The organism is Achromobacter sp. Marseille-Q4954, from assembly GCF_943737025.1.
Classification (GTDB): Bacteria; Pseudomonadota; Gammaproteobacteria; order Burkholderiales; family Burkholderiaceae_B; genus Achromobacter; species Achromobacter bronchisepticus_A.
Map to the genome: position 1 here is coordinate 1,331,695 of NZ_CALSFQ010000002.1, position 24,410 is coordinate 1,356,104.

Below are 24,410 nucleotides of genomic sequence, written 5' to 3' on the forward strand. Positions count from 1 at the left end.
TCCTCAATCATGGCGTTCTCAGGTTGGCGCGGGCAGGCACCCGCAGGGCCGCAACCGCAGGCGCCTCGCTGCGCATCAGCCAGGCGCTGAACAAGGCGATCACACCGAGAATGCTCAAGTACCACACCACGTACTGCGGATCGCCCCCGCCCTTGGCCAGCAGCCAGGTCGCCACGATGGGCGCCAGGCCGCCGCCGATGGCGCCGGACACCTGCACCGCCAGCGAAATGCCGGTGTAGCGCACCTCGGCCGGAAACTGGCTGGAGAACAAGGTGCCTTCGGGCCCGTAGAGGCAAGCGTAGACCAGGCCGACCGCCAGGCAAACCGCCAGGATGATCCACCCCGTGTCCCGTGTGCCCAGCAGATGGAAGAACACCGGCGCGCAGGCCAGGATGCCCAGGGTGCCGACCATGAATACCCACTTGTGGCCGATCTTGTCGCCCAGCATGCCGAACAGCGGCATGGTGAACAGCGCCACGGCCGCGCCCCAGATCGTGGCATCCAGCATCACCGAGCGCGCGATGCCCAGGGTGCCCGTGGCGTAGGCCAGCGAGAAGGTCACCACGGTGTAGAACCAGGTCACCTCCGCCAGCCTGGCGCCCACCACCACCAGCAGCGCGCGGCGATGGTGCTTCAGGACTTCCGCCACCGGCACCTCGACCTTGGCGCCCTTCTCCTTCATCTGCTCGAAGTCGGGCGACTCGGCCACCTTGACCCGGATGAACCAGCCCACCAGCAGCAACACCACGCTGGCCAGGAACGGCAGGCGCCAGCCCCAGGCCAGCATGTCGGCCTCGGGCAGGCTGGCGACCGCCCCCATCGCCAGCGACGACAGGATCAGGCCCGGCGCCACGCCGGCCTGCGGCAGGCTGCCGAAAAAGCCCTTCTTGCCGTCCGGCGCGTGCTCCACCGCCATCAGCACCGCCCCGCCCCACTCGCCGCCGACGGCGATGCCTTGCAGGAAGCGCATCAGCACCAGCAGCACTGCGGCCCAGTAGCCGATCTGCTCATACGAAGGGATCAACCCGATCAGGATGGTGGGCACGCCCATCAGCAACAGGGTGATGAGCAGCATGGATTTGCGGCCGATCTTGTCGCCGTAATGGCCGAAGATCACGCCGCCCAGCGGCCGCGCGAAAAAGCCCACGGAATAGGTGGCGAACGCCGCCAGCGTGCCCGTCAACGGGTCGAAGGACGGAAAGAAGATTTTGTTGAAGATCAGCGCGGCAGCGGTGCCGTAGAGAAAAAAGTCGTACCACTCGATGGTGGTGCCCATCATGCTGGCCAGTCCGGCCGTCACGTAATCGCGGCGCGAGCGCGCAGCCGCAGGCTTGGTCGTCATCATCATGACTCCCCGGAAAAAGTGCTGGAAGAATGGAGCTGCGCGTATCAGGCGGCGGGCAGCGGCAAGGGCGCAATGCCATGCGTCTGCCGAGCCCAGTAATTGAACGTCGCGTTGACGATCGAGGGCTTGAGCAGATAGTCGTGGGCTTCGCGCGCCAGCGCGTCATCGACCGGCGTCAGCGGACCGAACGCCTGCGCGCGGATCTGCATGCGCGCCGCGCGCTCCAGGTAGACCGACAGGTAGGTCGCCTCTTCGCACGAAACGCCGGCCGTCAGGTAGCCGTGATGCGCCAGGATGATGGCGCGCTTTTTACCCAGCGCGCCGGAGATGATCACTCCTTCCTGGTCCGCGATCGGCACGCCCGGCCATTCGCCCAGGAAGGCGCAGTCGTCGTGCAGCGGCGTCATGTCCATCTGCGAGATCACCAGCGGCTGGCGCGCCGCGGCCAGCGCCGAGGCCCAGGGCGAATGCGTGTGGATGATGGACTGCACGTCGGGCCGCGCCTCGTACACCCACAGATGAAAACGCGTGGCCGGGTTGGCCATGCCCTCCCCCGTCAGCGTGTGCAGGTCGCGGTCGACTTCGATGAAATCGGCCGGCGTGGCTTCGTCAAAGCCCAGCCCGAAGCGCAGGGTCCAGTAGGCGCCCGGACGCTGCGAGCGCACGCTGATCTGGCCGGCCAGCCCGGCTTCCTGCTCGGTCATGGCCAGGATGCGACAGGCATAGGCCATGGTTTCCTGGATGCTGCGCGGCACGGCGCGCAGATGCTGCGCCATTTCCTGCGTGGCGCGGGAGTCGAAATAGGATTTCTCTCTTAATGCGGTGCTCATGTCTTCCCCTGTGTAATGCCCGCGTCATCGGCGCCACCGGACGCCGCGCGAGGTATGCACAGTATGGAAAGCCAGCCGCGATACAGCCATGCAGCCAGGGTCATAGCTGCTATTCGAGCCTGCCGGCTCCGCTACTGCAGCGCGATGCGGTGGGCGACGGCCAGCAGTTCGCTCACCAGCGGCAAAGGCTGGCGGTTGGCCAAGGTGATGGCGACCACGCGGCGCCGCAAGATGGGGCTCTGGACCCGCACCTTGCGCAGGCCGTATTCGGTCAGCAGCTTGTCGGGGATGCGGGACGGCAGGATACAGGCGCCCACGCCCGAGGACACCAGCTTGAGCATGGCGTCTATGGTTTCGGCCTCGGCCACGAACTCCGGCTCCAGCCCCGCGCTATGGATCATCTTGCGCAGCGCGTAGTGCGGTGGAAAGCCCACCAGCCGCAGGTCCATGCCGGCCAGGTCGACGTCGTCCGGCAGTTCCACGTCGCCGCGCACGATCAGGCACATGTCGTCGTCGAACAGCGTGGCCGACGCCAGGTTGTCCGAGGCGACCGCCGCGTCGTAGACAAAGCCCACGTCCGCCTTGCCGCTTTCCACCAGCGCCACCACCTCGGGCGAACTGCGGCCCATCACGGACAGGTTCACGTGTTCATGGCTGCTGACGAAACTGGCCACCACCTCGGCCATGAAGTAGTAGCTGAGCGTATGCACGGTAGCCAGCCGGACTGTGCCCTGCGTCACGCCTTCGCGCTGGCGCACGGCCTCCAGCACCCGGTCGATGTTCTTGTACGCGGGCTGGATGCCGTCGAACAGCCGCGCGCCCGCCTCGGTCAGCTCGACTCCGCGGCCGGTGCGCACGAACAGCGGCTTGCCCACGTGGGCTTCCAACGCCGCCAGTTGCCGGCTCAGCCCGGACTGGGTCTGGTCCAGGTCTTCCGCCGCGCGCGATAGCGATTTGAGTTCCGCGATGCGCAAGAAATAGCGCAACTGCCGGTCCGGTGTATCCATGCTGCCCTCCCGCCCCCTTTTCGATGCGCTCGTGCGGCGCGGCTGACAGTGTGCACCAGGGGCCGGTCCGGCACCACGGGGATTTGCGCTAAGCCCGGCTTGGCGTACCCTGGCATACCCGGCCCCCAGCTGCGCAAAGGAACCCCGCATGACCGCGCCCCCGCCCCAACGTCCCATCGCCGCCCCCATCGCCGCAGTCGTGCGCGACGGCCGCGTGCTGCTGGTGCAACGCGCCAACCCGCCCGACCAGGGCCGCTGGGCCTTTCCCGGCGGCAAGATCGACGCGGGCGAAGGCGTGCTTGCCGCCGCCGCGCGCGAACTGCTGGAGGAAACCGGCGTGCGCGCGCAACCGCTGCAGGTATTCGACGCGGTGGACGTCTACGACCGCGACGACGCGGGCGCGCTGCGCCGCCACTTCATCCTGATCGCGGTGCTGTGCCGCTGGCAATCCGGCGAACCGGTGGCGGGCGACGACGCTGCCGACGCCCGCTGGGTGCCGCTGGAAGCATTGGAAGATCATTCGCTCGCGACCAGCTTCGGCGTGGCCGAACTGGCGCGCAAGGCCGCGGCGCTGTCGTCCGCCGCGCCGTAGCGCTTCAGGCAGGCGCCCCCAGGCCGCTTTCCAGCAGCCAATCGCGAAACACCCGCGCCTTCTCCGGCATGGCGCCCCTGCCCGGCCACACCAGGTAGTAGCCGAACTCATCCAGCCAGGCGTCGCCGGCCAGCCGGACCAGACGTCCGGCCGCCACGTCGTCCTGCACCATCGCCACGGGCAGCAGGCCCGCCCCCTGGCCCGCGGCCACGGCCTGCAGCAACAGGCTGCCATCATCGAAAGCGGGGCCTCTAGGCATGCCCGCGTCCTCCACGCCCTGGGTCGCGAACCACAGTTGCCAGCCGTTGCGCGCTTCATCGTGCACGCGCGGCCAGCGCAGCAAATCCCGCACACCGGCCGGCATGCCCAGCTTGGTTACCAAAGCAGCCGATGCCACCGGCACCACTTCCACGGTCAGCAGGTGTTCGCTTTGCAGTCCCGCATAGCGGCCCAGTCCGTGGCGGATGGCGATGTCCGCGCCGTCCCGGCCGAAAGCCGCCAACGCGTTGCTGGTGACGAGCTGCAGATCGATCTCCGGATGGCGGGCTTGGAACTCGTGCAGCCGGGGGATCAGCCAGGCCGATGCGAAGAACGCGGTGGTGCTGACGGTGAGCACGCGGCTTTCGGGCGGTTGGGCAACGCGGGCGGACGCGGCCAGGATCTGGCGGAAGGCGTTGCGCACCGGCGGCAGGAAACCGTGACCGGCGTCCGTCAGTTGGATGCCGCGGTTCACGCGCAGGAACAGGGCCACGCCCAGATGCTGCTCCAGCGACTTGATCATCTGGCTGACCGCCCCGGGCGTCACGCACAGTTCCTGCGCCGCGTCCTTCACCGACAGATGGCGGGCGGCAGCTTCGAAGGCGCGCAGCGCGTTGAGCGGAGGCAGTCGCGGAGTGGTCATGTCCGAAAAATTCAATGATTTAGTTTTTCTAATTCAAATCGAATAGAAATCATGGTTTGTACCCACGCCATACAGACATTAACTTGATCGGGTCTGTGACATGTACAAGATGGATAAAGAATAGATGAACTATACGGAAGACATCAAGGCCGCCGACCTGCACCACCTCGACCTGCTGGCGCTCGCCGCCCTGATCCGGTCGGGCGAGGTCTCGCCGGTGGAGATCACGCGCGCGCAACTACGGCGCATCGAAGCGCTGGACGGCGACCTGCGCAGTTATGCCCATGTAACCGCGGCCTCCGCGCTGCAGGAAGCGCAGGCCGCCGAAATCGAAATACGCCAGGGACGCTACCGCGGCCCTCTGCATGGCGTCCCCCTCGCGCTGAAGGACCTGTTCCGGCGCAAGGGCGTGCCGACGGCTGCCGGCACCGCGATTCACCGCGGCGTGCCCGCCGACCATGACGCCACGGTAGCCCGCCGCCTGCGCGACGCGGGCGCCGTGCTGCTGGGGCAACTTCAAATGACCGAAGGCGCGTACTCCGACCATCACCCCGACGTCGCGCCGCCGCGCAATCCCTGGCACGCGGATTACTGGATCGGCATCTCATCCAGCGGATCGGCGGTGGCGACGGCCGCCGGCCTGTGCTTCGGCGCGACCGCCTCGGACACCGGCGGTTCCATCCGCTGGCCTTGCGCGGCCGCAGGGCTGACCGGCATCAAGCCGACCTGGGGCCGCGTCAGCCGCCACGGCGTGTTCGAACTGGCGGCCTCGCTGGATCACGCCGGCGTCATCGCGCGCAGCGCGGCCGACGCCGCGGCGCTGCTGGAAGCGATAGCCGGCCCCGATGCGAAGGATCCGACCGCGCTGCAAGCGCCCGTGCCGCGCTACACCCTGGAGGCCGCCGTTCCGGTCGCCGGCCTGCGGATCGGCGTGGATGTGAACTGGAACCACGGCAACGTCGATGCGCGGACTCACCGCATGATGGAAACGGCAATGCGGGTCTTCGAACAGCTGGGCGCGGCCTTGGTGCCGCTGCAGTTCCCCATCGAGGACGCCGCGCAGGCCGTGCGCGACTGGGCGCCGCTCTGCGCGGTCGAGGCGGCGGTTGCGCACGCCGGCACCTATCCATCCCGCAAGGCGGAGTACGGACCGGTGCTGGCCGGCGTGATCGAAGCGGGAAGCGCGCTCTCCGGCCTCGAATACCAGCGCATCCTGTTGCGCCGCATGGCCACGCGAGGCAAGGTCGATGCCTTGCTCGGCCGGGTCGATGCGCTGCTGACGCCGGTGCAGCCCATGGCGCCGCTCACGCTCGAAGCCATCAGCGTCCTGGGACTGCAGCCCGGACTGGTCGAAGCGCTGCAACGCTACACCTGCGTGTTCGACATGACGGGTCATCCCTGCCTGACGCTGCCCGCCGGGCAGTGCGAAGCCGGCATGCCCATGGGCATGCAACTGGTGGCGGCCCATCTGGACGAATCCGTGCTGTTCCGGCTGGGCGCCGCGTTCCAGGCGGCGACAAGCTGGCATCTGCGCCGGCCGGCGCTGTGAGGCCGGCGATGAACCTGCATGCGCAACACGGCGCCAGCGCGATCTTCCATGGCTGGCGGGTGGTGACCGCGGCCTTCGCCATCACCTTGCTGGGCTTTGGCAGCGCCTATTCCTTCAGCGCCTTCGTCGACGCCTTGCAACGCGACTTCTCGGCCACGCGCGGCGCAGTGTCGCTGGTGTTCTCGCTGGCGGGATTCCTCTACTTCGGTTTTGGCGTCGTCAGCGGTCCGCTGGCGGACCGCTACGGCTCGCGCCGCATGGCCTGGATAGGCATGCTGCTGGTGGCGCTGGGCCTGGCGCTTGCCAGCGCCGCGCAGAGCATGATGCAGATCTACCTGGCCTACGGCTTGGGCGTCGGGCTGGGCGTGGGCTGCGCCTACGTGCCGGTGGTAGGCGCGGTGCAGCGCTGGTTCCTGCGCCGGCGCGGGCTGGCCTCGGGGCTGGCGGTCAGCGGCATCGGCGTGGGCACGCTGCTGGTGCCGCCGCTCGCCTCTGCCTTGATCGACCTGTGGGGCTGGCGCGCCGCCTATCTGGCGCTGGCCGCCGCCGTGGCGGTGCTGGGCTGCGCCGCGGCGCGCTGGGTTGAAAATTCGCCGCAAGACCGGGGACTGCAGCCCGATGGCGACGCCGCGCCCCCCGTCCGCGCGGCGCCTGCATCCGCGCCTGCCGGCGTGCCAGTGCTCGCCGCCATCCGCAGCAGGGTCTTCCTGCTGCTGTACCTGGCAGCCATGGCCGGCGCCTTCGGCGTCTTCGTGCCCTTCGTGCATCTCATCCCCTATGCCCTGGATCACGGCATCGCGCCGGGACGGGCCGTGCTGCTGCTGGGCATGGTCGGCGTGGGCAGCACGGCGGGCCGGTTCCTGCTGGGTTCGCTGGCCGACCGGCTGGGCCGGCGCGCCTCGCTCGCCACGATGTATGGCGGCATGGCGGCGTCGCTGGCGCTATGGGGCGCTTGCGGCCAGTTCTGGACGCTGGCGCTGTTCGCGCTGGTGTTCGGCGCGTTCTACGGCGGCTGGGTGGCCTTGATGCCGGCGGTGGTCATGGATTACTTCGGCGGCCGCCACGTCAGCGGCATCATCGGCGCGCTCTACACCAGCGTGGCGTTCGGCACGCTGATCGGCCCGGTGGCGGCGGGCCATGCGTACGACCTCAGCGGCTCCTATCTGCTGCCCATCGTCGCCAGCGCGGCAGGCAATGCGCTGGCGGCGGCGATTACGGCATTGCTGCCGCGGCAACGCGCGACGCAGGCCATGCCGCACCGGGTTCTACTATAGAGGTCCGTCCCAGCACTCCCCGCAAGCCCATGTTCGACACCTACCTTTCCCGCTGGCAACTGACCCCCGACGGCGCTCCCATCATCACGCGCGCCGCCCAATTGCTGCCCGTGCGCCATCGCGGCCAACCCGCCATGCTCAAGGTCTCGCACGAGGAAGACGAGAAGCAAGGCGGCGTGCTGATGCGCTGGTGGGACGGCCAGGGCGCCGCGCGCGTGCTGGCGCACGACGACGCAGCCATCCTGCTGGAGCGGGCCACCGGCACGCGCTCGCTGGCCGACTACGCCCGCAATGGGCGCGACGACGAGGCCACCCGCATCATCTGCGGCGTGCTGCAGGATCTGCACGCGCCGCGCGCCCGGCCGCTGCCCGCGCTGCGTCCGCTGGAAGAATGGTTCGAGGAACTGTGGCCCATGGCGCAGGCGCAAGGCGGCATCCTGGCGCACAGCGCGCGCCACGCCCGCGCCCTGCTCGACAGCCCGCGCGACCCGACAGTGCTGCACGGCGACGTGCACCACGACAACATCCTGGACTTCGGCGAGCGTGGCTGGCTGGTCATCGACCCCAAGCGCCTGCACGGCGAGCGCGCCTTCGACTACGCCAACATCTTCTGCAACCCGGACCTGGCGGATCCGATCCCGCCCGTCGCCATCGTGCCAGGACGCTTCGAGCGGCGGCTGGAACTGGTCGTGGCGCAGTCCGGCCTGGAGCGCCGCCGGCTGCTGCAATGGATCCTGGCCTGGTGCGGCCTGTCCGCCGCCTGGTTCATGGGTGGAGGCGAGGACGCCGCGATCGACCTGGATATCGCCCGCCAGGCGCAGGCGCTGCTGGATCGCTGAATCCCGGCCGTTGCAAACAAGGTATCCGGTTTGATGCGGTAAGGTGTAGCCCCACACCCCTTATCTCTTCATTCCCGGAGTACCGAATGACCGGATTGTTCATCGTGGTGGCGGCGCTGGCGTTCCTGATGCTGGCGGCGTATCGAGGCTATAGCGTGATCCTGTGCGCGCCCATCGCGGCCATGGGCGCGGTGCTGCTGACCGACCCGTCGGCGCTGGCGCCCGTGTTCTCGGGCATCTTCATGGAGCGCATGGCGGGCTTCGCCAAGCTCTACTTCCCCGTGTTCTTGCTGGGCGCCGTGTTCGGCAAGCTGATCGAGCTGTCGGGCTTCTCGCGCGCCATCGTGCAGGCGGTGCTGCGCCTGATCGGCGCCGAACGCGCCATCATGGCCATCGTGCTGGTCTGCGCGGTGCTGACCTACGGCGGCGTGTCGCTGTTCGTGGTGGTGTTCGCGGTCTATCCGTTCGCGGCCGAGATGTTCCGCCAGGGCGGCATCCCGAAGCGGCTGATGCCGGGCGCGATCGCCCTAGGCGCGTTCACCTTCACCATGACCGCCCTGCCCGGCACGCCGCAGATCCAGAACATCATCCCCACCACCTTCTTCGAAACGACCACCTGGGCCGCGCCCTGGCTCGGCCTGATCGGCGCCTGCTTCACGCTGACCGCCGGCATCGCCTATCTGGAGTGGCGGCGCAAGCGCGCGGCGGCCGCCGGCGAGACCTACGGCACCGACCTGCGCAACGAACCGGTCACGCCGCCCAATGAACGCGAGCACCATCCGCTGGTCGCCCTGCTGCCGCTGGTGGTGGTGGGCGTCGTCAACTACCTGCTGACGCGCTGGATACCGGGCTGGTATCCGGCCGGCTCCGAAGTCGCGCTGCCCGGCCTGCCCAAGCCCATGCCCGTCAATGCCGAAGACCAGGTGGCGCTGTGGGCGGTGATGGGCGCGCTGATCGCAGGCATCGTCACCATCCTGCTGTTCTCGTTCCGCGGCATCAAGGCGCACTTCGCCGAAGGCAGCAAGAACGCGGTGTCGGGCGCGTTGCTGGCGTCGATGAACACGGCGGCGGAATACGGCTTTGGCGGCGTGATTGCCGCCCTGCCCGGCTTCCTGCTGGTGGCCGACGCGCTCAAGGCCATCCCCGACCCGCTGGTGGGCGAGGCAGTGGCCGTGACCTCGCTGGCCGGCATCACCGGTTCGGCCTCGGGCGGCATGAGCATCGCGCTGGCGGCCATGGCGCAGACCTTCATCGACAGCGCCCACGCGGCGGGCATCCCCATGGAGGTGCTGCACCGCATCGCCGCCATGGCCAGCGGCGGCATGGACACGCTGCCGCACAACGGCGCGGTCATCACGCTGCTGGCGGTCACGGGCCTGACGCACCGCCAGTCCTACGGCGACATCTTCGCCATCACGCTGATATCGACCGCTTCGGTCTTCCTGGCGATCGCGGTGTACTACCTGACCGGCATCGTCTGAGCCAGGCCGGCGGCGATGACCTCCGCCAGCCATTGCGTGAAGACGCGCACCCGCGCCGACACCTGGCGGTTCTGCGGATACAGCACCGACACGGGCATGGGCGCGGGCGGCGCGCCGGGCAGCACGATCTTCAGCTCGCCCGCCGCCAGCTCGCGCTCGACGCGGTAGCGCGGCACCTGCACCAATCCCAGTCCGGCCAGCGCGGCGCTGGTGTAGAGCTCCGCGCCGGTCACGCTGACCACGGCCCTGGGGCGCACCTGCACGTTCTTGCCATCGACCGTGAAATCCAGCGGCAGGCTGCGCCCCGTGGCGCTGGACAGGTAGTCCACCGCCCGGTGGCCTTCCAGGTCTTCCAGCCGCCGCGGCTCGCCGTAGCGCGCCAGATAGGCGGGGCTGGCCACCGTGACTTGCGGCATCAGCGCGATCTGGCGTCCCACCAGCGAAGAATCCTGCAGCGTGCCGGTACGCAGCACGCAATCCACGCCTTCGCGCACCAGGTCCACCAGCCGGTCGTCCTCGCCCAGCTGCAGCACGATGTCGGGATAGCGTTCCAGGAAGGCCGGCAGTCCGGGCATGACGAAGAACCTGGCCAGCGTGCCCTGCGCGTTGACGCGCAGCAGGCCCTTGGGCGAGGTGTCCAGGAACGCGCCGTCGGCCTCTTCCAGATCCGCCAGGAGCCGCACGCAGCGCTGGTAGTGGGCCTCGCCGTCATGGGTCAGCCGCACCTGGCGCGTGGTGCGTTCAAGCAGCCGCGCCCCCAGGCGCGCTTCCATCCGCTTGACCAGGTTGGTGACCGTGGGGCGCGGAATCTGCAGGTCCTCGGCGGCCTTGGAAAAGCTGCGCCTTTCGGCGATGCGCACGAACACCAGCATTTCCTGGAACCGGTCCATCGTCACTTACCTATTATTAATGCAGATGAAATTATGTTAGCGAATATAGAGTAATTATCTTTCTTCTGGAATAGTTCAAGATACGCCTCACCCCCCAATCCAACCGGAGATACGACATGAACACCCAGGCCACGCAACGCATCGCGCTCGTCACCGGCGGATCGCGCGGCATAGGCGCCGCCATCGTCCGCCGCCTGGCGCGCGACGGCCACGCCGTCGCCATCAACTACGCCTCCAGCGCCGCCGAGGCCGCAACCCTGGCCGATGACATCCGCGCGGCGGGCGGCCGCGCCCTGGCCGTGCGCGCCGACGTGTCGCGGTCGGACCAGGTACGCGCCATGTTCGACCAGGTGGAAGCGGAGCTGGGGCGCATCGACGTGCTGGTCAACAGCGCCGGCATCCTGAAGATGGTGCCGCTGGCCGAAACCAGCGACGAGCTCTACGACCAGACCTTCGGCATCAACACCCGCGGCACCTTCAACACGCTGCGCGAAGCCGCCACGCGGCTGGCCGACGGCGGCAGCATCGTCAACGTGTCCAGCACCACCATCGCGCTCAACCTGCCGAACTACTCCGTCTACATCGCCAGCAAGGCGGCGGTGGAAAGCCTCACCCAGGTGTTCGCCAAGGAATTGCGCGGCCGCCGCATCACCGTCAACGCGGTGGCGCCCGGCCCCGTCGCCACCGACCTCTTCCTCAACGGCAAGAGCCCCGAGCTGATCGAGCACTATGCCAAGATGCCGCCGCTGGAGCGCCTGGGCCAGCCCGATGACATCGCCAACGTGGTGTCGTTCCTGGCGGGCCCCGAGGCGGGCTGGGTCAACGGCCAGATCCTTCGCGCCAACGGCGGCGTCGCCTGACCTGGCGCATTCCAGAACCGCAAAACGCAAGCCCGCGCGCGGCCGCCCGGCCGCGCCATCCCTCATCCCTACGCATGAGCGCGCCGACTTCGGCGCACGCGCGGCGCATCGCCCCGATAGCCGCGAAATTGCGTGTACCCCTCATCCGTTTTACCCATGCCCCCATCGCCTGATGGGTTGAGCGGCTGCGTCCGCTCATCGCGTTTCTCCGTTGATCACTCGGGCCTTTGACTTACGGACAAGTCTGGCCAGCTGGACGAGTTTTGCATGAGACGAGAGCCGGAAGGTCTGTATTAGGCTGATCCCGTAGTACTCCGACTCACCTTGATCAATTGGACGAAAGTAAATGAATCAACTCATTCATCCGGATTGCCACCCCTTCACCGCCGCCGGCAACCTGAAGCAGCTCTCGGCGTTCTACGAGGAGGGACGTCGGGTCATGTGGATGATGCTGCGCGCTCAACCGCGTCCGTGCTTCAACCATGAACTGATCGACGAGATCATGACCCTGGCGCGCGCCGCCAAGGACTCTGGCCTGCCGATCGACTTCTGGGTCACCGGCTCGCTCGTTCCTCAGATCTACAACGTGGGCGGCGATCTGAATTTCTTCGCGGAAGCCATACGCACCGGCAAGCGCGAAGCGCTGCGGGCGTACGCCCGGGCTTGCGTGGATTGCGTGCATGCCGCCACCCGCGGCTTCGACACTGGCGCGATCTCGCTGGCGATGATCGAAGGCACCGCCCTGGGCGGCGGCTTCGAGGCCGCGTTGGCGCACCACTTCGTGCTGGCGCAGAACACCGCCCGCATGGGCTTTCCTGAAATGGCGTTCAACCTCTTCCCTGGCATGGGCGGCTACTCGCTGGTGGCGCGGCGCTCGGGCATGAAGCTGGCCGAAGAACTGATAGGCACGGGCGAATCCCACACCGCCGAATGGTTCCATGGCCGCGGCCTGGTCGACGTGCTGTTCGAGCCGGGCGACGCCTACAAGGCCACGCGCACCTTCATCGACGTGATGCGGCCCAAGCTCAACGGCATGCGCGCCATGCTGCGCGCGCGCCAGCGCGTGCTGAGCCTGTCGCGCTCGGAGCTGATGGACATTACCGAAGATTGGGTCGAAGCCGCGTTCTCGATCGACCCGAAGGACCGCGCCTACATGGAGCGCCTGGTGATGGCGCAGAACCGCCGCAGTTCTTCCAGCGCGGAGTCCGCCCTGGAAGCCACCATGCATTGATGCGGTAAGGCGCTGCCGGCTGCGTCAGGCAATGAGATGCAGCCGGCGGCGCTGAGCCAGCCAGGCGGTGAACTCCGCCGCCGGCATGGGCTTGGCGTACAGGTAGCCCTGTTTGGCGTCCACGCCCAGGGTGTCGACGAACACGGCTTCTTCGGTCGTTTCCACGCCCTCGGCGATCACCTTGAGCTCCAGCGTGCGCGCCACCGCGACGATGGCGCGCGCCAGCGCCTGCGACACCGGGTTCTCGTTGACGCCGCGCACGAAGCTGGCGTCCAGCTTGATCGCGTCCAGCGGAATGCGGGCCAGCTGCGACAGCGAGGAATAGCCGGTGCCGAAGTCGTCCAGATGGACCCGCGCGCCAAGTTGGCGGAACTGCTTGATCAGTTCGATGGCGGCGCCTTCGTCGTCGATCAGGCAGCTTTCGGTCAGTTCGATGTCCAGCAGGCAGGGATCCAGGCTGGCGTCGTTGATGGCGCGCATGAAGTCGCTGACCACGCCCTTGTCATTCAACTGCCGCGCCGACATATTGATGGCGATGCGGATGTTCAGGCCGTCGCGCTTCCAGGCCGCGGCCTGCCTGGCCGCTTCACGCATGACCCATACGCCCAGCGGCGAGATCAGGCCCGACTCCTCGGCGTACGGAATGAAGACGGCGGGGCCGACCATGCCGCGTTCCGGCGAACGCCAGCGCACCAGGGCTTCGACCCCGTCGACCTCGCCATTGCGGCCGGCCAGCTTGGGCTGGTAGTACAGCATCAGATGGTCTTCGGCCAGCGCCTTGCGCAGATTGGTGTCCAGCCAGACGTAGTCCGCGTTGCGGCGGTCCATCTCGGGCTGGAACACGCGGTAGGTATGGCGCCCCGCTTCCTTGGCCACATACATGGCGATGTCGGCGCTGCGCACCACGCTGTCCAGGTCGGCGCCGTGCTCCGGATACATGGCGATGCCGATGGAGCAACTGGTGTAGACCTCGATCAGCCCCTGGCGGAAAGGCTCGCGCAGCCGTTCGATGATGCGCTGGGCGGTCGCCTCCAGCTCCCAGGTCTGCGCGGCCTCGTGCAGCACGATGAATTCGTCCCCGCCCAGCCGCGCCAGGGTCTGGCCTTCGGCGAGGCAGGACGAGATCGCGACCGCCACCGACTTCAACAGACGGTCGCCGAAGCCGTGGCCGTAGTGATCGTTGATGCGCTTGAAATTGTCCAGGTCCAGGAACAGCACGCCGCCCCGCCCGTCCTCGCCCGCCGCCAGCGCCGCCTTCAGCCGCGTCGTGATCGCGTGGCGGTTGGGCAGGTTGGTCAGCATGTCGGTATTGGCCAGCACCCGCAGGCGCTCCTGCGCCTGGCGTTCCTCGGTGATGTCGGTGCCCGAGCAGATCAGGTAGACGCGCTTTTCGCCGCTGCCGCTGGTGACGAACTTGTTGCGGAACAGGAAGAGGCGCGGCCCCTTGACCGTATTGATGAGGCGCTCGGCCTCGTAGGATTGCCCGCGCTTGTAGAACTCGGCGATATTGCGGCGCGAGGCGATCGCCTCTTCGCGCGTCATGAACATCTCGAACACGCTGCGGCCGATGATGTCCTGCTCGCGCTTGCCGGTGTATTCCTCGCTGAGCTTGTTGAAGCGCTGCACCCGGCCGTTCTGGTCGACGATGACGATGACCGAGTTGGCCTCGGACACCACGGTCTCGGCAAACGACAGGCCTTCGACCAGATCCTTGGCTACGGATTCAGTGTCGGAATGGGCGGACGCGGTGCCGGCCCATTCGTTGGGATTGATCTTGCGGCCCACCAGGTGGAGCCTGAGCATGTCGCCGTACAGCGAGATGTCGATGCGCACGCTGGACGTGATGCCCGTCAGGCTGCGTATCGTCTCGGCTTGTTCCGGGCGCAATGCCATCGCGATATTGGCTGCGCCCTTGACTGCTGCAAGTTCGAACGCGTCGCTATCGGCGGACAGACGCCAATACGGACTATGCGTTCCGAAATGCGTGTACAGAATCGACTTTTCGTCCTGGTCGTCTGTCATTGTTATCCCCCTTCTGCCGTCCTGGGAAGGCCCGCAAACTACATTACGGCCTAGTCTATTCGGGGTCAACCACTGTATACAATCTCGCGAGAGCTTTATTGCGGTTTATTGCGTCCCTTTTGGCGGTTCATAGCGCAAAACTTTGCATGCACCCTTTTTTCAGTGCGTATTCCTCAGTTTGCGCGCAAGCCTTGTTGCGTCTTTCGCGAGCGCGCGCACAAACAAAATCGCCGGAGGTTCCCGGCGGAACTTCCGGCGTGTGACGTATAGCCACAACTTTAGGGGTATTAATCCCCCTTCACGCCCGCTTCGTCGATGACCTTGGTCCAACGCGCCAGTTCGGCCGACACGCGGGCGCCGGCGTCGGCCGGCGTGGTCCAGGTGGCGATGGCGCCCTGGTTCAGCAGCGAGGCCTGGACCTCCGGCTTGGCCAGGATCTTCTTCAGCTCGCCATTCAAACGCTCGATCACCGGCGCCGGGGTATTGGCCGGCGCCACGATCCCGAACATCGAACTGACCTCGAAATCCTTCAGGCCGGCTTCGGCCGCGGTCGGCACGTCCGGCAGCGCGTCCACCCGTTGCGCCGACGTCACCGCCAGCGCGCGCAGCTTGCCGGCCTTGATGCTGCCCTGCGCCGCGGGCACGGTTTCGATCATGCTGAGCACCTGCCCGCCCATCAGGTCGGTCATGGCCGGGCCGCTACCCTTGTAGGGCACGTGCAGCACTTCCACGCCAGCGGTGCGCTTGAACATTTCGGCGGCCAGATGCTGCGGCGAACCGTTGCCGGCAGAACCCATGGTGATGTAGCCGGGCTTGGACTTGGCCAGCGCGATGAACTCGGCCAGCGTTTTCGCCTGCACCGACGGATTCACCACGAACACCAGCGGCACCGTGCCCACGATGGACACCGGCGCGAAGCTCTTCTCCACGTCATAGGTGACGCGGCCGCGGTACAGGGCGGCGTTGATGGAATGGCTGGTCAGCGCGCCCATCAGCAGCGTGTAGCCGTCGGGCTGCGCCTTGGCGACCTGGTCGGCGCCGATGTTGCCGGCGGCGCCCGCCCGGTTCTCCACGATCACCGACTGGCCCAGCGCGCCGGTCAGCTCCTGCGCCAGCACGCGGCCGATGACGTCGGTCGCGCCTCCGGGCGGGTACGGCACGATCATGCGGATGGGCTTGTCGGGGTAGGCGTCGGCGGCCAGGGCGGGAACGGACATGCCGGCGCACAAGGCCAGCAGGGAAAACAACACGGCGCGGCGCGGCCGCAGACGCAGGTCTGACATGTAGGTCTCCTGCCGGGATGGGTATAGGAATGAAACGGACGCCCGGCTCGTCAACCGGGCCAGTGTAGGTTCGGCAACTTGATTGAAGAATCAGAATTTTTCTATCGACTGATCTATTAATAAGATCAATTGAACGGCACTGATAAATCGCTTGCGGGTGTTTTCAAAGGCTGGCTATGATGCCGCCATCAGATTATCAATAATATTATCGAGATCAAAAATGAAGGACGAGACCAAGAACGACGCAGCTGCGCCGGACCCTTTCAGCAGTGACGGCGCCACGGCGCGCGGCGTGGCCCGCGGGCTCACCAACTACGGCGACACCGGCTTTTCGCTGTTCCTGCGCAAGGCCTTCATCAAGGGAGCGGGCTTGACCGACGACGCCTTGTCGCGCCCCATCATCGGCATCGTCAACACGGGCAGCAGCTACAACCCCTGCCACGGCAACGCCCCGCAACTGATCGAGGCGGTCAAGCGCGGCGTCATGCTGGCCGGCGGCCTGCCCATGGACTTCCCCACCATTTCGGTGCACGAGAGCTTCTCCCAGCCCACCAGCATGTACCTGCGCAACCTCATGTCCATGGACACCGAGGAAATGATCCGGGCCCAGCCCATGGACGCCGTGGTATTGATCGGCGGCTGCGACAAGACCGTACCGGCCCAACTGATGGGCGCGGCGTCCGCCGGCGTGCCCGCCATCCAGCTGGTCACGGGATCCATGCTGACCGGCTCGCACCGCGGCGAGCGCGTGGGCGCCTGCACCGACTGCCGCCGCTACTGGGGCCGCTACCGCGCCGAAGAGATCGACGCGGCCGAGATCTCGGACGTGAACAACCAGCTGGTCGCCAGCGTGGGCACCTGTTCCGTGATGGGTACGGCCAGCACCATGGCCTGCATCACCGAAGCCCTGGGCATGATGGTGGCCGGCGGCGCGTCGGCCCCGGCCGTCACCGCCGACCGCGTGCGCGTCGCCGAGAAGACCGGCGCCACCGCCGTGGCCATGGCCGCCTCGCGCCTGACGCCTGAGCGCATCCTCACCGGCAAGTCCATCGAGAACGCCCTGCGCGTGCTGCTGGCCATCGGCGGCTCCACCAACGGCATCGTGCACCTGACGGCCATCGCCGGCCGCCTGGGCATCGACATCGACCTGGCCGGACTGGACCGCATCAGCCGCGAAACGCCCGTGCTGGTCGACCTCAAGCCCTCCGGCCAGCACTACATGGAAGACTTCCACCACGCCGGCGGCATGCCGGCGCTGCTGCGCGAGCTGCGTCCCTACCTGCACCTGGACGCGCTGACCGTGTCGGGCCGCACGCTGGGCGAGGAACTCGACGACGCCCCGCCCGCTTTCCCGCAGGACGTGATCCGCACGGCGGCCTCGCCCATCTACCCCGTGGGCGGCCTGGCCGTGCTGCGCGGCAACCTGGCCCCCGGCGGCGCCATCATCAAGCAATCCGCCGCCAACCCCAAGCTGATGGAGCACGAAGGCCGCGCCGTGGTGTTCGAGGACGCCGAGGACATGGCGCGGCGCATCGACGACGAGGCGCTGGACGTCACCGCCGAAGACATCCTGGTGCTCAAGCGCATCGGCCCGACCGGCGCGCCGGGCATGCCCGAAGCCGGCTACATGCCCATCCCCAGGAAGCTGGCGCGCGCCGGCGTGAAGGACATGGTGCGCATCTCCGACGGCCGCATGAGCGGCACCGCCGCCGGCACCATCGTGCTGCACGTCACGCCCGAAGCCGCCATCGGCGGCCCGCTGGCCTACGTGCAGAACGGCGACCGCATCCGCCTGTCGGTGGCCAACCGCGAGATCGCGCTGCTGGTGGACGACGCCGAACTGGCGCGCCGCGCCGCGGCCCAGCCCATCGTCCGCCCCGTCGCCGAACGCGGCTACCGCAAGCTGTTCCTGCAGACCGTGACCCAGGCCGACCAGGGCGTGGACTTCGACTTCCTGCGCGCCGGCGTCACGCGCGACACCGTGCCCAAGAAGTAGGCGGCAAGCCCATGGACGCCCTCGCCCCCGACTCCGCGCCGGTACTGGCCCCGGACGCCGCGCAGGCCGCGGTCGCCATCCTGGAAGAAGACATCGTCTTCGGCCGGCTGCATCCGCGCCAGCGCCTGACCGAAGACGAACTCATGGCGCGCTTCTCGCTCAAGCGCCACGTGGTGCGCCAGGTGCTGGCCGACCTGGAGGCGCTCGGCGTGGTGGAGAAAAAGCGCAACATCGGCGCGGTCGTGCGCGCGTACGCGGTGCGCGAAGTCATGGAGCTGTACGCGCTGCGCCAGGTGCTGGAAGTGCATGCCGCCAGCCAGATCCCGCTGCCCGTGCCGCAGGCGCGGCTGGCGGCGCTGGTGGCCGTGCAGCGTGAACACGATGCCGCGGTCGCCGATGGCGACGCGCGTCGCGTGTTCCGCAGCAACCAGCGCTTTCATCGCGAGTTCTTCAGCCTGCTGGACAACGCGGTGCTGTGCCAGGCCATCGAGGAATACGCCCGCCGCACCCACCCCATCCGCTTCGGCTCGCTGGCCGCCGCCGGCTACCGCGAACGCGCCCGCCAGGAACACTGGGCCATGATCCACGCGCTGCGGGATGGCGACCGGGAGGGGTTGATGGCGCTGTGCCGGGAGCATCTGCTGCCGTCGCGGGACGCTTATCTGGCGGCGGAACAGGCGCGGCTGGGCGCTTAGGCGAACGCAACCGCCATTCTTGCCCATCGCGCGGGAGACCTCGACTTCCGTTCATGGACATGACGCCGCTACCCTCGTTCGTCATGTCCGCTTTCGGGCGGGCGGAGCGATCATTTCAGAACGTCCTATAGCCGCGTTGGCGGACGCTGGAACATCTGGCGCCCCGAGCCCGGCATTCTCTATGGCAGCTTCAAGTCCGCGGTACTTCCTTTCCAGTTGAACGCTCCGAAGCGAGCACATGCCCTCATTCCAAGCATGCACCATCTGTCTGGCGATCCATTTCCATCGCGGTTCATTCTTGGCCGCTTCTATGATCTCCTTGCCGACCTCCACAGCAGACTCACAGAGTTGTTCGACCATGTCCTGGTAGTCCCTGGGCGAGATATCCAGCCGAGCGGTGCAAAATCGCGAGAGCGCCTTGCCCGGCGACCAGGTCTTCCGGCCAGCCACGGCCAAGCCCGGCGCGCTGCTGAATTGTGGATACGCCTGGGTCGTCACCACGTCATACACCGGCGTGTAGCGCACATCCCCAAGGGTTGAGTAGTACACGGCAATGTTCTTGGCGTGGCAATCGGAGTTTCGCACGACGTAGTTTGCAAGCGTCTGCCAAGCAAACAGCAAGTTCTGCTGGCGTCTGATGGCAGACGGAATATATGCCCTGGTCGCGCTCAGCGCCCGTTCTGTCGACGGACTGTATTTTTCGTGCGGCGGCAGGCCGAGCAGATTGCAGGCGTCCTCCACCCCATAGGCAGGCCGTCCTTCAGTGTCCACATCGAAGCGATCCACCACCAGGATCCGTCCATCCGCGGACATCTGTGTTTGAACCACCGGCACAACGTTCAGGCGTGCGAGCACTTTCAATGTGTAGTGCTCGTTGAAACCCAGGAAGTCGGTCGCCTTATCCGAACCTTTGATGATGTGCTGGGCAGTGCGCAACGTCGTCTTGCCTGCGTCCTTCCCCGCGCCCAACCGTTCTTCTGGTGCAAGAAATTTTGGCACCACGCCTGATACCGCACTACGCGCGTAACGGCGCACCAGCTCTTCAAAAAGGGCAGCTGATTTCTCGGCGGTAAGCAGCTCGTCAATGTTCAACGGACTGAGGTCGACACCCGGCGCGGCACCTTCCACAGTCACGGCCACCCGGCCGATACCGGCCGCCCCGACCACGGCCAACAGTGAAAGATCAGTCCCATCCAGAAGAGGTCCGAACAGTTCGCGGATCACGCCGAGCAGGTAGCCTTCGGGCAGGTTCTGGCGAAAGAATGGATGCAGATCGCGTGGCCAACGCCACGCCTCTTGGCGTACCGGCATCGCCAGACTGACGAAACTGCTGTCCGGCGTGTCCGGCTCATATTGAAGAACATACTCGTCAGCCTCGCGATAGAGCTTGGCGACCTGCTGCCCGAGAACGTACACGTCCAGCCGCATAGCTCACTCTCCGCGTCGCTGTTCAGCAAGTATGTCTTCAACGGTCCGGCCATGGCCGCGCTTTACGAATTTGAGGTCATAACCCGCAGCATCCAGTAAACGAACCAGCGCGGACACACTCATGTCCCCACGCGCCACCGTTTCCATGCGCGTAACCGTCGTACGAGCAACGCCAGCGCGAGAGGCCAGTTCGTCTTGGGAAAGGCGATTCTGCTTACGGACGTTCTTCAGCATTTCCGCCACATCACCTAAAGTCGTCATTTGTAGCCCCTGGGCATCAAAACAAGGACATTCTATCCATTTTGTAGCCCAAAAGGCACAAAATGGATCGAACTAAACTATATGCGCCAGCCAACCATTCCGCTCCCCAGGGGCTACAAAATCAGGCTGACTCGCGGAATATGAGGCCCAGGGGCTACAAGGATGTAAGCCTCTCGCATCGTTCCTCTCTTCGCCACACCTACTCGCATTGCCTAAAATAGAATTCCCGTCCGGCACCGGACGAGGGCAAGTTCAATCTGAAGACCGCTCCGCGCGGCCGCTTTGGAGTCGAACATCATGAACACCACCCCTGGCGATCGTGTTTTCTCCGGATCCATTCCGCAGTTCTACCAGCGGTACATGGTTCCTCTCGTCTTCCAACCCTATGCGGCGGACATCGCCGCGCGAACCGCAGCGCTGCGCCCTTCCGCCGTGCTGGAGGTCGCCGCAGGCACCGGCGCGGTGACGCGCCAGCTCGCGGACCAATTGCCCGCTGGCGCGGCCATCGTCGCGACCGACCTGAATCCGGCCATGCTGGAACAGGCCCAGGCCCTGGGCACAAGCCGCGCCGTCACCTGGCGCCAGGCCGACGCCCTGAAGCTGCCGTTTGAGGACCAGGCCTTCGATGCCGTGGTCTGCCAGTTCGGCTACATGTTCCTGCCGGACAAGGCCGCAGCCTACGCCGAAGCGCGCCGGGTCTTGCGGCCCGGCGGCGCCTTCCTGTTCAACGTCTGGGACCGCATCGAGGACAACGCGTTTGCCGATACGGTGGAGCAGGCCCTGGCTCGGCTGTTCCCCGGCGACCCGCCCCGTTTCATGAGCCGGATTCCCCATGGCTATTACGACGCGGCCGTCATCAGAGCCGACTTGGCCCGCGCCGGATTCACCGACCGGCAGACGCTGGAAACCGTTGCCTTCGAAAGCCGTGCGGACACGCCCCAAACGGCTGCCATGGCCTATTGCCAGGGTACGCCGTTGCGCAACGAGATCGAGGCCCGCGGCGCGGACATGCTGGATCAGGCCGTCAATGCGGCGGCCGACGCGCTGCGTGCGCGCTACGGCGCGGGTCCCATCACAGGAAGAATCCAGGCGCATGTCATCACGGCGCCGCGCGGCGCGTAGTGGCGGGTCCGGCGCCGCGTCGAGCCTGCGCCGGTTCCAGACTGTCATTTGTCCCCGCCGCGCCGCCCGGGTTAAGCTTGCAACCCTCTCCCCTTCCACCGGAGCACTCAGAGTGAACAAGTAAATGCCGGGATGCCCACGCGCATCTTGACTCCCCGCGCTGCCTGGCGCGCGAGCCGCATTGCTTGTTCCATTCTGATGTCTTGCAGGACCCGGCGCCCATCGGCGCGCCGCGGACTGCCCCCGCAAGGCTCAGGCTCGCGGATTCCGCGCATCGGCAGTTTTCCCCTTCACACAAGGAAAACGCAATGCCTGCGACTGACACCACCATCGATATCTATCAACACAACCGCGCCGCCTGGGACCGCCAGGCCGCGCAGCAATGCGCCTGGTCGCAACCGGTCGGCCCCGAAACGATCGAGGCCGCGCGCCGCGGCGACTGGCGGGTGCACATCACGCCGCGCGCCCTGCCCGCGGATTGGCTGCCGGCGATGAATCCGGCTCCGCGCATCCTGTGCCTGGCCTCCGCCGGCGGCCAACAGGCGCCCGTGCTGGCCGCGGCCGGCGCGGACGTGACCGTGTTCGACGCTTCGCCGCTGCAGCTGGCCCAGGACGAGATGGTCGCGCGCCGCGACGGCCTGGCGCTCGTAACCGCGCAGGGAGACATGCGGGATCTTTCGGCGTTCGCCGACACGTCCTTCGACTGCATCGTGCATCCGATCTCCAACCTGTACGTGCCTGACGTGCGGCCCGTATGGCGGGAGTGCTTCAGGGTGCTGAAGCATGGCGGCAGGCTGCTCAGCAGCTTCTACAACCCGGTCGTGTTCGTCGGAGACCGCGCGCCGGAACTGGCCGAACAGGGTCTGATCCGGCCGCGCTTCCGGCTGCCCTACTCCGACCTGCGCGACCTGAGCGCATCGGAACTGGCGGAAAAGCAGGGCCGGGGCGACGCGCTGGTGTTCGGGCACAGTCTGGGCGAACAGATCGGCGGCCAGCTGGAAGCCGGATTCCTGTTGAAGGGATTCTATGAGGATGAGCAGCCTCAGCCGCGCTTCCTGATCGACCGTTTCCTGCCGACGTTCCTGGCCACACACGCGGTCAAGCCCTGAAAGTCAAGGGGCGCCCCCTGGGCGCCCCTGCCGCATCACTTGAACGGATTGGCATCCGCGCCGTAGGCGCTGCCCCCGTAGCCGCTGCCCCCGACCTCCAGCGAAACCGAACTGGGATCGACGACCGCAGCCGTGCCCTTGTAGTGCATCACCATGCCCGGGAACGCCATCACCGCGGCCACCATCAACAGCTGGATCACGATGAACGGCACCGAACCCCAATAGATCTGTCCCGTGGTGACCGGCTCGATCATCTTGCCCGTGACCCGGTCCTTGTAGCGGTCGCGCGGCGCCACGGATCGCAGGTAGAACAGCGCGAAGCCGAACGGCGGGTGCATGAACGAGGTCTGCATATTGACGGCCAGGATCACGCCGAACCAGATCAGGTCGATGCCCAGCTTGTCGGCCACCGGCCCCAGCAGCGGCACGATGATGAACGCCAGTTCGAAGAAGTCCAGGAAGAAGGCCAGCACGAAGGTCAGGATGCTGACCACGATCAGGAAGCCCCACTGTCCGCCCGGCAGGCCGGTCAGCAGATGCTCGACCCACAGGTCGCCGTTGACGGCGCGGAAAGTCAGGCCGAACACGGTGGAACCCACCAGGATGAACACCACGAAGCAGGACAGCTTGGTGGTCGTGTCCATGGCCTGCTTGAGCAGGTCCAGCGACAGGCGGCGGCGCGCCACCGCCATCAGGATGGCGCCCACCGCGCCCATGGCGCCGCCTTCCGTGGGCGTGGCCACGCCGATGAAGATGGTGCCCAGCACCAGGAAGATCAGCGCCAGCGGCGGGATCATCACGAAGGTTACGCGCTCGGCCAGGGCCGACAGCAGGCCCAGGCCCAGCGCCTTGTTGACCAGCGCGATGACGAAGGCCGTCGCGCCCCAGAACAGCAGCGCCACCACGATGCGCTCGTCCATCGGCGCGGTGTTGTTCTCGACCCAGAGTCCCAGGAAGTAGGCCGACACGGCGGAAATCGTCATCAGCACCAGCAGCGAACGTCCGCCGCGGCCGCCGTTCGGCTCCTGGAAGCGGCGCGCCTCTTCCGGCAGCGCGGGCGCCGAATCCGGCTTCAGCAGGCTCATGATGACGACGTAGACGATGTACAGGCCCGCCAGGATGAAGCCCGGCACCATGGCGGCGCGGTAGATGTCGCCGATGGAACGTCCAAGCTGGTCCGCCAGGATGATGAGCACCAGCGAAGGCGGAATGATCTGCGACAGCGTGCCGGACGCCGCGATCACGCCGCTGGCCAATTTGCGGTCGTAGCCGTTGCGCAACATGATGGGCAGCGAGATCAAGCCCATGGAAATGACCGAGGCCGACACCACGCCCGTGGTCGCCGCCAACATCGCGCCCACGAAGACCACCGCGATGGCCAGGCCGCCACGGATCGAGCCGAACAGCTGGCCTATGGTCTCCAACAGGTCCTCGGCCATGCCGGATCGTTCCAGCACCAGGCCCATCAGCGTGAAGAACGGCACCGCCAGCAGCGTGTCGTTGGAAATGATGCCGAACACGCGCTGCGGCAGCGCCTGGAACAGCGAGGAGTTGAGCAGACCCAGCTCCATGCCGACCAGGCCGAACAGAATGCCGTTGGCCGCCAGCGCGAACGCCACCGGAAAGCCCAACAGAAGAAAGATAATCAGCGTCGCGAACATGATCGGCGCCAGATTGGCAATGAGAAACTCCATG

The 24,410-nt window shown here is 66.8% G+C and carries 21 protein-coding genes; 11 read left to right on the forward strand and 10 right to left on the reverse strand.

Translation table 11 applies throughout. The features are described from left to right. Positions 1-7 precede the first annotated feature (7 nt). The 3 genes from NGK62_RS24170 to NGK62_RS24180 all read right to left on the reverse strand — a co-directional run bounded on the left by NGK62_RS24170 (position 8) and on the right by NGK62_RS24180 (position 3,182). Positions 8-1,345 carry an MFS transporter gene (locus tag NGK62_RS24170; protein ID WP_118933899.1) on the reverse strand — a complete coding sequence of 446 codons (1,338 nt, stop codon included), beginning with the start codon at positions 1,343-1,345 and terminating at the stop codon, positions 8-10. A 44-nt stretch (positions 1,346-1,389) separates the two neighbouring features. Continuing rightward, positions 1,390-2,175, reverse strand: coding sequence for an aldolase (locus NGK62_RS24175; RefSeq protein ID WP_059378493.1), 786 nt, complete (start codon positions 2,173-2,175; stop codon positions 1,390-1,392). Positions 2,176-2,306: 131 nt separating this feature from the next. Beyond that, positions 2,307-3,182, reverse strand: a complete 876-nt coding sequence (locus NGK62_RS24180) for a LysR family transcriptional regulator (protein WP_059378492.1) — start codon at positions 3,180-3,182, stop codon at positions 2,307-2,309. A gap of 148 nt (positions 3,183-3,330) precedes the next feature. Here NGK62_RS24180 and NGK62_RS24185 point away from each other — a divergent pair, with 148 nt between their 5' ends. After that, on the forward strand, positions 3,331-3,774 hold the full coding sequence (locus NGK62_RS24185) for an NUDIX hydrolase (protein WP_251880673.1): 444 nt from the start codon (positions 3,331-3,333) through the stop codon (positions 3,772-3,774). A gap of 4 nt (positions 3,775-3,778) precedes the next feature. On the opposite strand, the gene gcvA is transcribed toward NGK62_RS24185, so the two are convergent. Beyond that, complete coding sequence (gene gcvA, locus NGK62_RS24190; RefSeq protein ID WP_251880675.1) at positions 3,779-4,675, reverse strand: transcriptional regulator GcvA; 897 nt, start codon at positions 4,673-4,675, stop codon at positions 3,779-3,781. A gap of 124 nt (positions 4,676-4,799) precedes the next feature. On the opposite strand from gcvA, the gene NGK62_RS24195 reads away from it, so the two are divergent. From NGK62_RS24195 to NGK62_RS24210, 4 genes are all read left to right on the forward strand, one after another. Then, the gene (locus NGK62_RS24195; RefSeq protein WP_251880676.1) at positions 4,800-6,224 is read left to right on the forward strand and encodes an amidase; all 1,425 of its coding nucleotides are present in this window, start codon (positions 4,800-4,802) and stop codon (positions 6,222-6,224) included. Between the two features lie 8 nt (positions 6,225-6,232). Next, positions 6,233-7,498: an MFS transporter gene (locus NGK62_RS24200; protein WP_251880678.1), complete on the forward strand. Its 1,266-nt coding sequence runs from the start codon at positions 6,233-6,235 to the stop codon at positions 7,496-7,498. A 29-nt stretch (positions 7,499-7,527) separates the two neighbouring features. Next, positions 7,528-8,337 (forward strand): aminoglycoside phosphotransferase family protein, encoded by an 810-nt coding sequence (locus NGK62_RS24205; protein ID WP_251880679.1) that lies wholly within the window; start codon positions 7,528-7,530, stop codon positions 8,335-8,337. A gap of 86 nt (positions 8,338-8,423) precedes the next feature. Beyond that, on the forward strand, positions 8,424-9,818 hold the full coding sequence (locus NGK62_RS24210; RefSeq protein ID WP_059378482.1) for a GntP family permease: 1,395 nt from the start codon (positions 8,424-8,426) through the stop codon (positions 9,816-9,818). Here NGK62_RS24210 and NGK62_RS24215 read toward each other — a convergent pair. Next, positions 9,797-10,708: a LysR family transcriptional regulator gene (locus NGK62_RS24215; RefSeq protein ID WP_251880681.1), complete on the reverse strand. Its 912-nt coding sequence runs from the start codon at positions 10,706-10,708 to the stop codon at positions 9,797-9,799. The genes NGK62_RS24210 and NGK62_RS24215 overlap by 22 nt on opposite strands. Before the next feature lie 116 nt (positions 10,709-10,824). On the opposite strand from NGK62_RS24215, the gene NGK62_RS24220 reads away from it, so the two are divergent. After that, a complete protein-coding gene (locus tag NGK62_RS24220; protein WP_251880682.1) occupies positions 10,825-11,568 on the forward strand; it encodes an SDR family oxidoreductase in 744 nt (247 codons plus the stop codon). A 346-nt stretch (positions 11,569-11,914) separates the two neighbouring features. Beyond that, on the forward strand, positions 11,915-12,799 hold the full coding sequence (locus tag NGK62_RS24225) for a crotonase/enoyl-CoA hydratase family protein (protein ID WP_054459094.1): 885 nt from the start codon (positions 11,915-11,917) through the stop codon (positions 12,797-12,799). A 24-nt stretch (positions 12,800-12,823) separates the two neighbouring features. On the opposite strand, the gene pdeR is transcribed toward NGK62_RS24225, so the two are convergent. Then, complete coding sequence (gene pdeR, locus NGK62_RS24230) at positions 12,824-14,821, reverse strand: cyclic di-GMP phosphodiesterase (RefSeq protein ID WP_251880683.1); 1,998 nt, start codon at positions 14,819-14,821, stop codon at positions 12,824-12,826. A 287-nt stretch (positions 14,822-15,108) separates the two neighbouring features. Further along, on the reverse strand, positions 15,109-16,104 hold the full coding sequence (locus NGK62_RS24235) for a Bug family tripartite tricarboxylate transporter substrate binding protein (protein WP_251880685.1): 996 nt from the start codon (positions 16,102-16,104) through the stop codon (positions 15,109-15,111). Positions 16,105-16,324: 220 nt separating this feature from the next. Here NGK62_RS24235 and NGK62_RS24240 point away from each other — a divergent pair, with 220 nt between their 5' ends. Then, positions 16,325-18,100 carry an IlvD/Edd family dehydratase gene (locus NGK62_RS24240; RefSeq protein ID WP_251880686.1) on the forward strand — a complete coding sequence of 592 codons (1,776 nt, stop codon included), beginning with the start codon at positions 16,325-16,327 and terminating at the stop codon, positions 18,098-18,100. Between the two features lie 11 nt (positions 18,101-18,111). Next, positions 18,112-18,795, forward strand: a complete 684-nt coding sequence (locus NGK62_RS24245; protein ID WP_251880688.1) for a GntR family transcriptional regulator — start codon at positions 18,112-18,114, stop codon at positions 18,793-18,795. An 81-nt stretch (positions 18,796-18,876) separates the two neighbouring features. On the opposite strand, the gene NGK62_RS24250 is transcribed toward NGK62_RS24245, so the two are convergent. Beyond that, the gene (locus NGK62_RS24250; protein WP_251880689.1) at positions 18,877-20,223 is read right to left on the reverse strand and encodes a type II toxin-antitoxin system HipA family toxin; all 1,347 of its coding nucleotides are present in this window, start codon (positions 20,221-20,223) and stop codon (positions 18,877-18,879) included. Between the two features lie 3 nt (positions 20,224-20,226). Beyond that, positions 20,227-20,484 carry a helix-turn-helix domain-containing protein gene (locus NGK62_RS24255; protein ID WP_013393124.1) on the reverse strand — a complete coding sequence of 86 codons (258 nt, stop codon included), beginning with the start codon at positions 20,482-20,484 and terminating at the stop codon, positions 20,227-20,229. A gap of 297 nt (positions 20,485-20,781) precedes the next feature. Here NGK62_RS24255 and NGK62_RS24260 point away from each other — a divergent pair, with 297 nt between their 5' ends. After that, positions 20,782-21,606 (forward strand): class I SAM-dependent methyltransferase, encoded by an 825-nt coding sequence (locus NGK62_RS24260; protein ID WP_251880691.1) that lies wholly within the window; start codon positions 20,782-20,784, stop codon positions 21,604-21,606. 308 nt (positions 21,607-21,914) lie between these two features. Next, positions 21,915-22,715: a class I SAM-dependent methyltransferase gene (locus tag NGK62_RS24265; RefSeq protein WP_251880693.1), complete on the forward strand. Its 801-nt coding sequence runs from the start codon at positions 21,915-21,917 to the stop codon at positions 22,713-22,715. Positions 22,716-22,750: 35 nt separating this feature from the next. Here the strand turns inward: NGK62_RS24265 and NGK62_RS24270 are convergent, their stop codons facing one another. Beyond that, a complete protein-coding gene (locus NGK62_RS24270) occupies positions 22,751-24,409 on the reverse strand; it encodes a TRAP transporter large permease (RefSeq protein ID WP_059378465.1) in 1,659 nt (552 codons plus the stop codon). Position 24,410 lies beyond the last annotated feature (1 nt).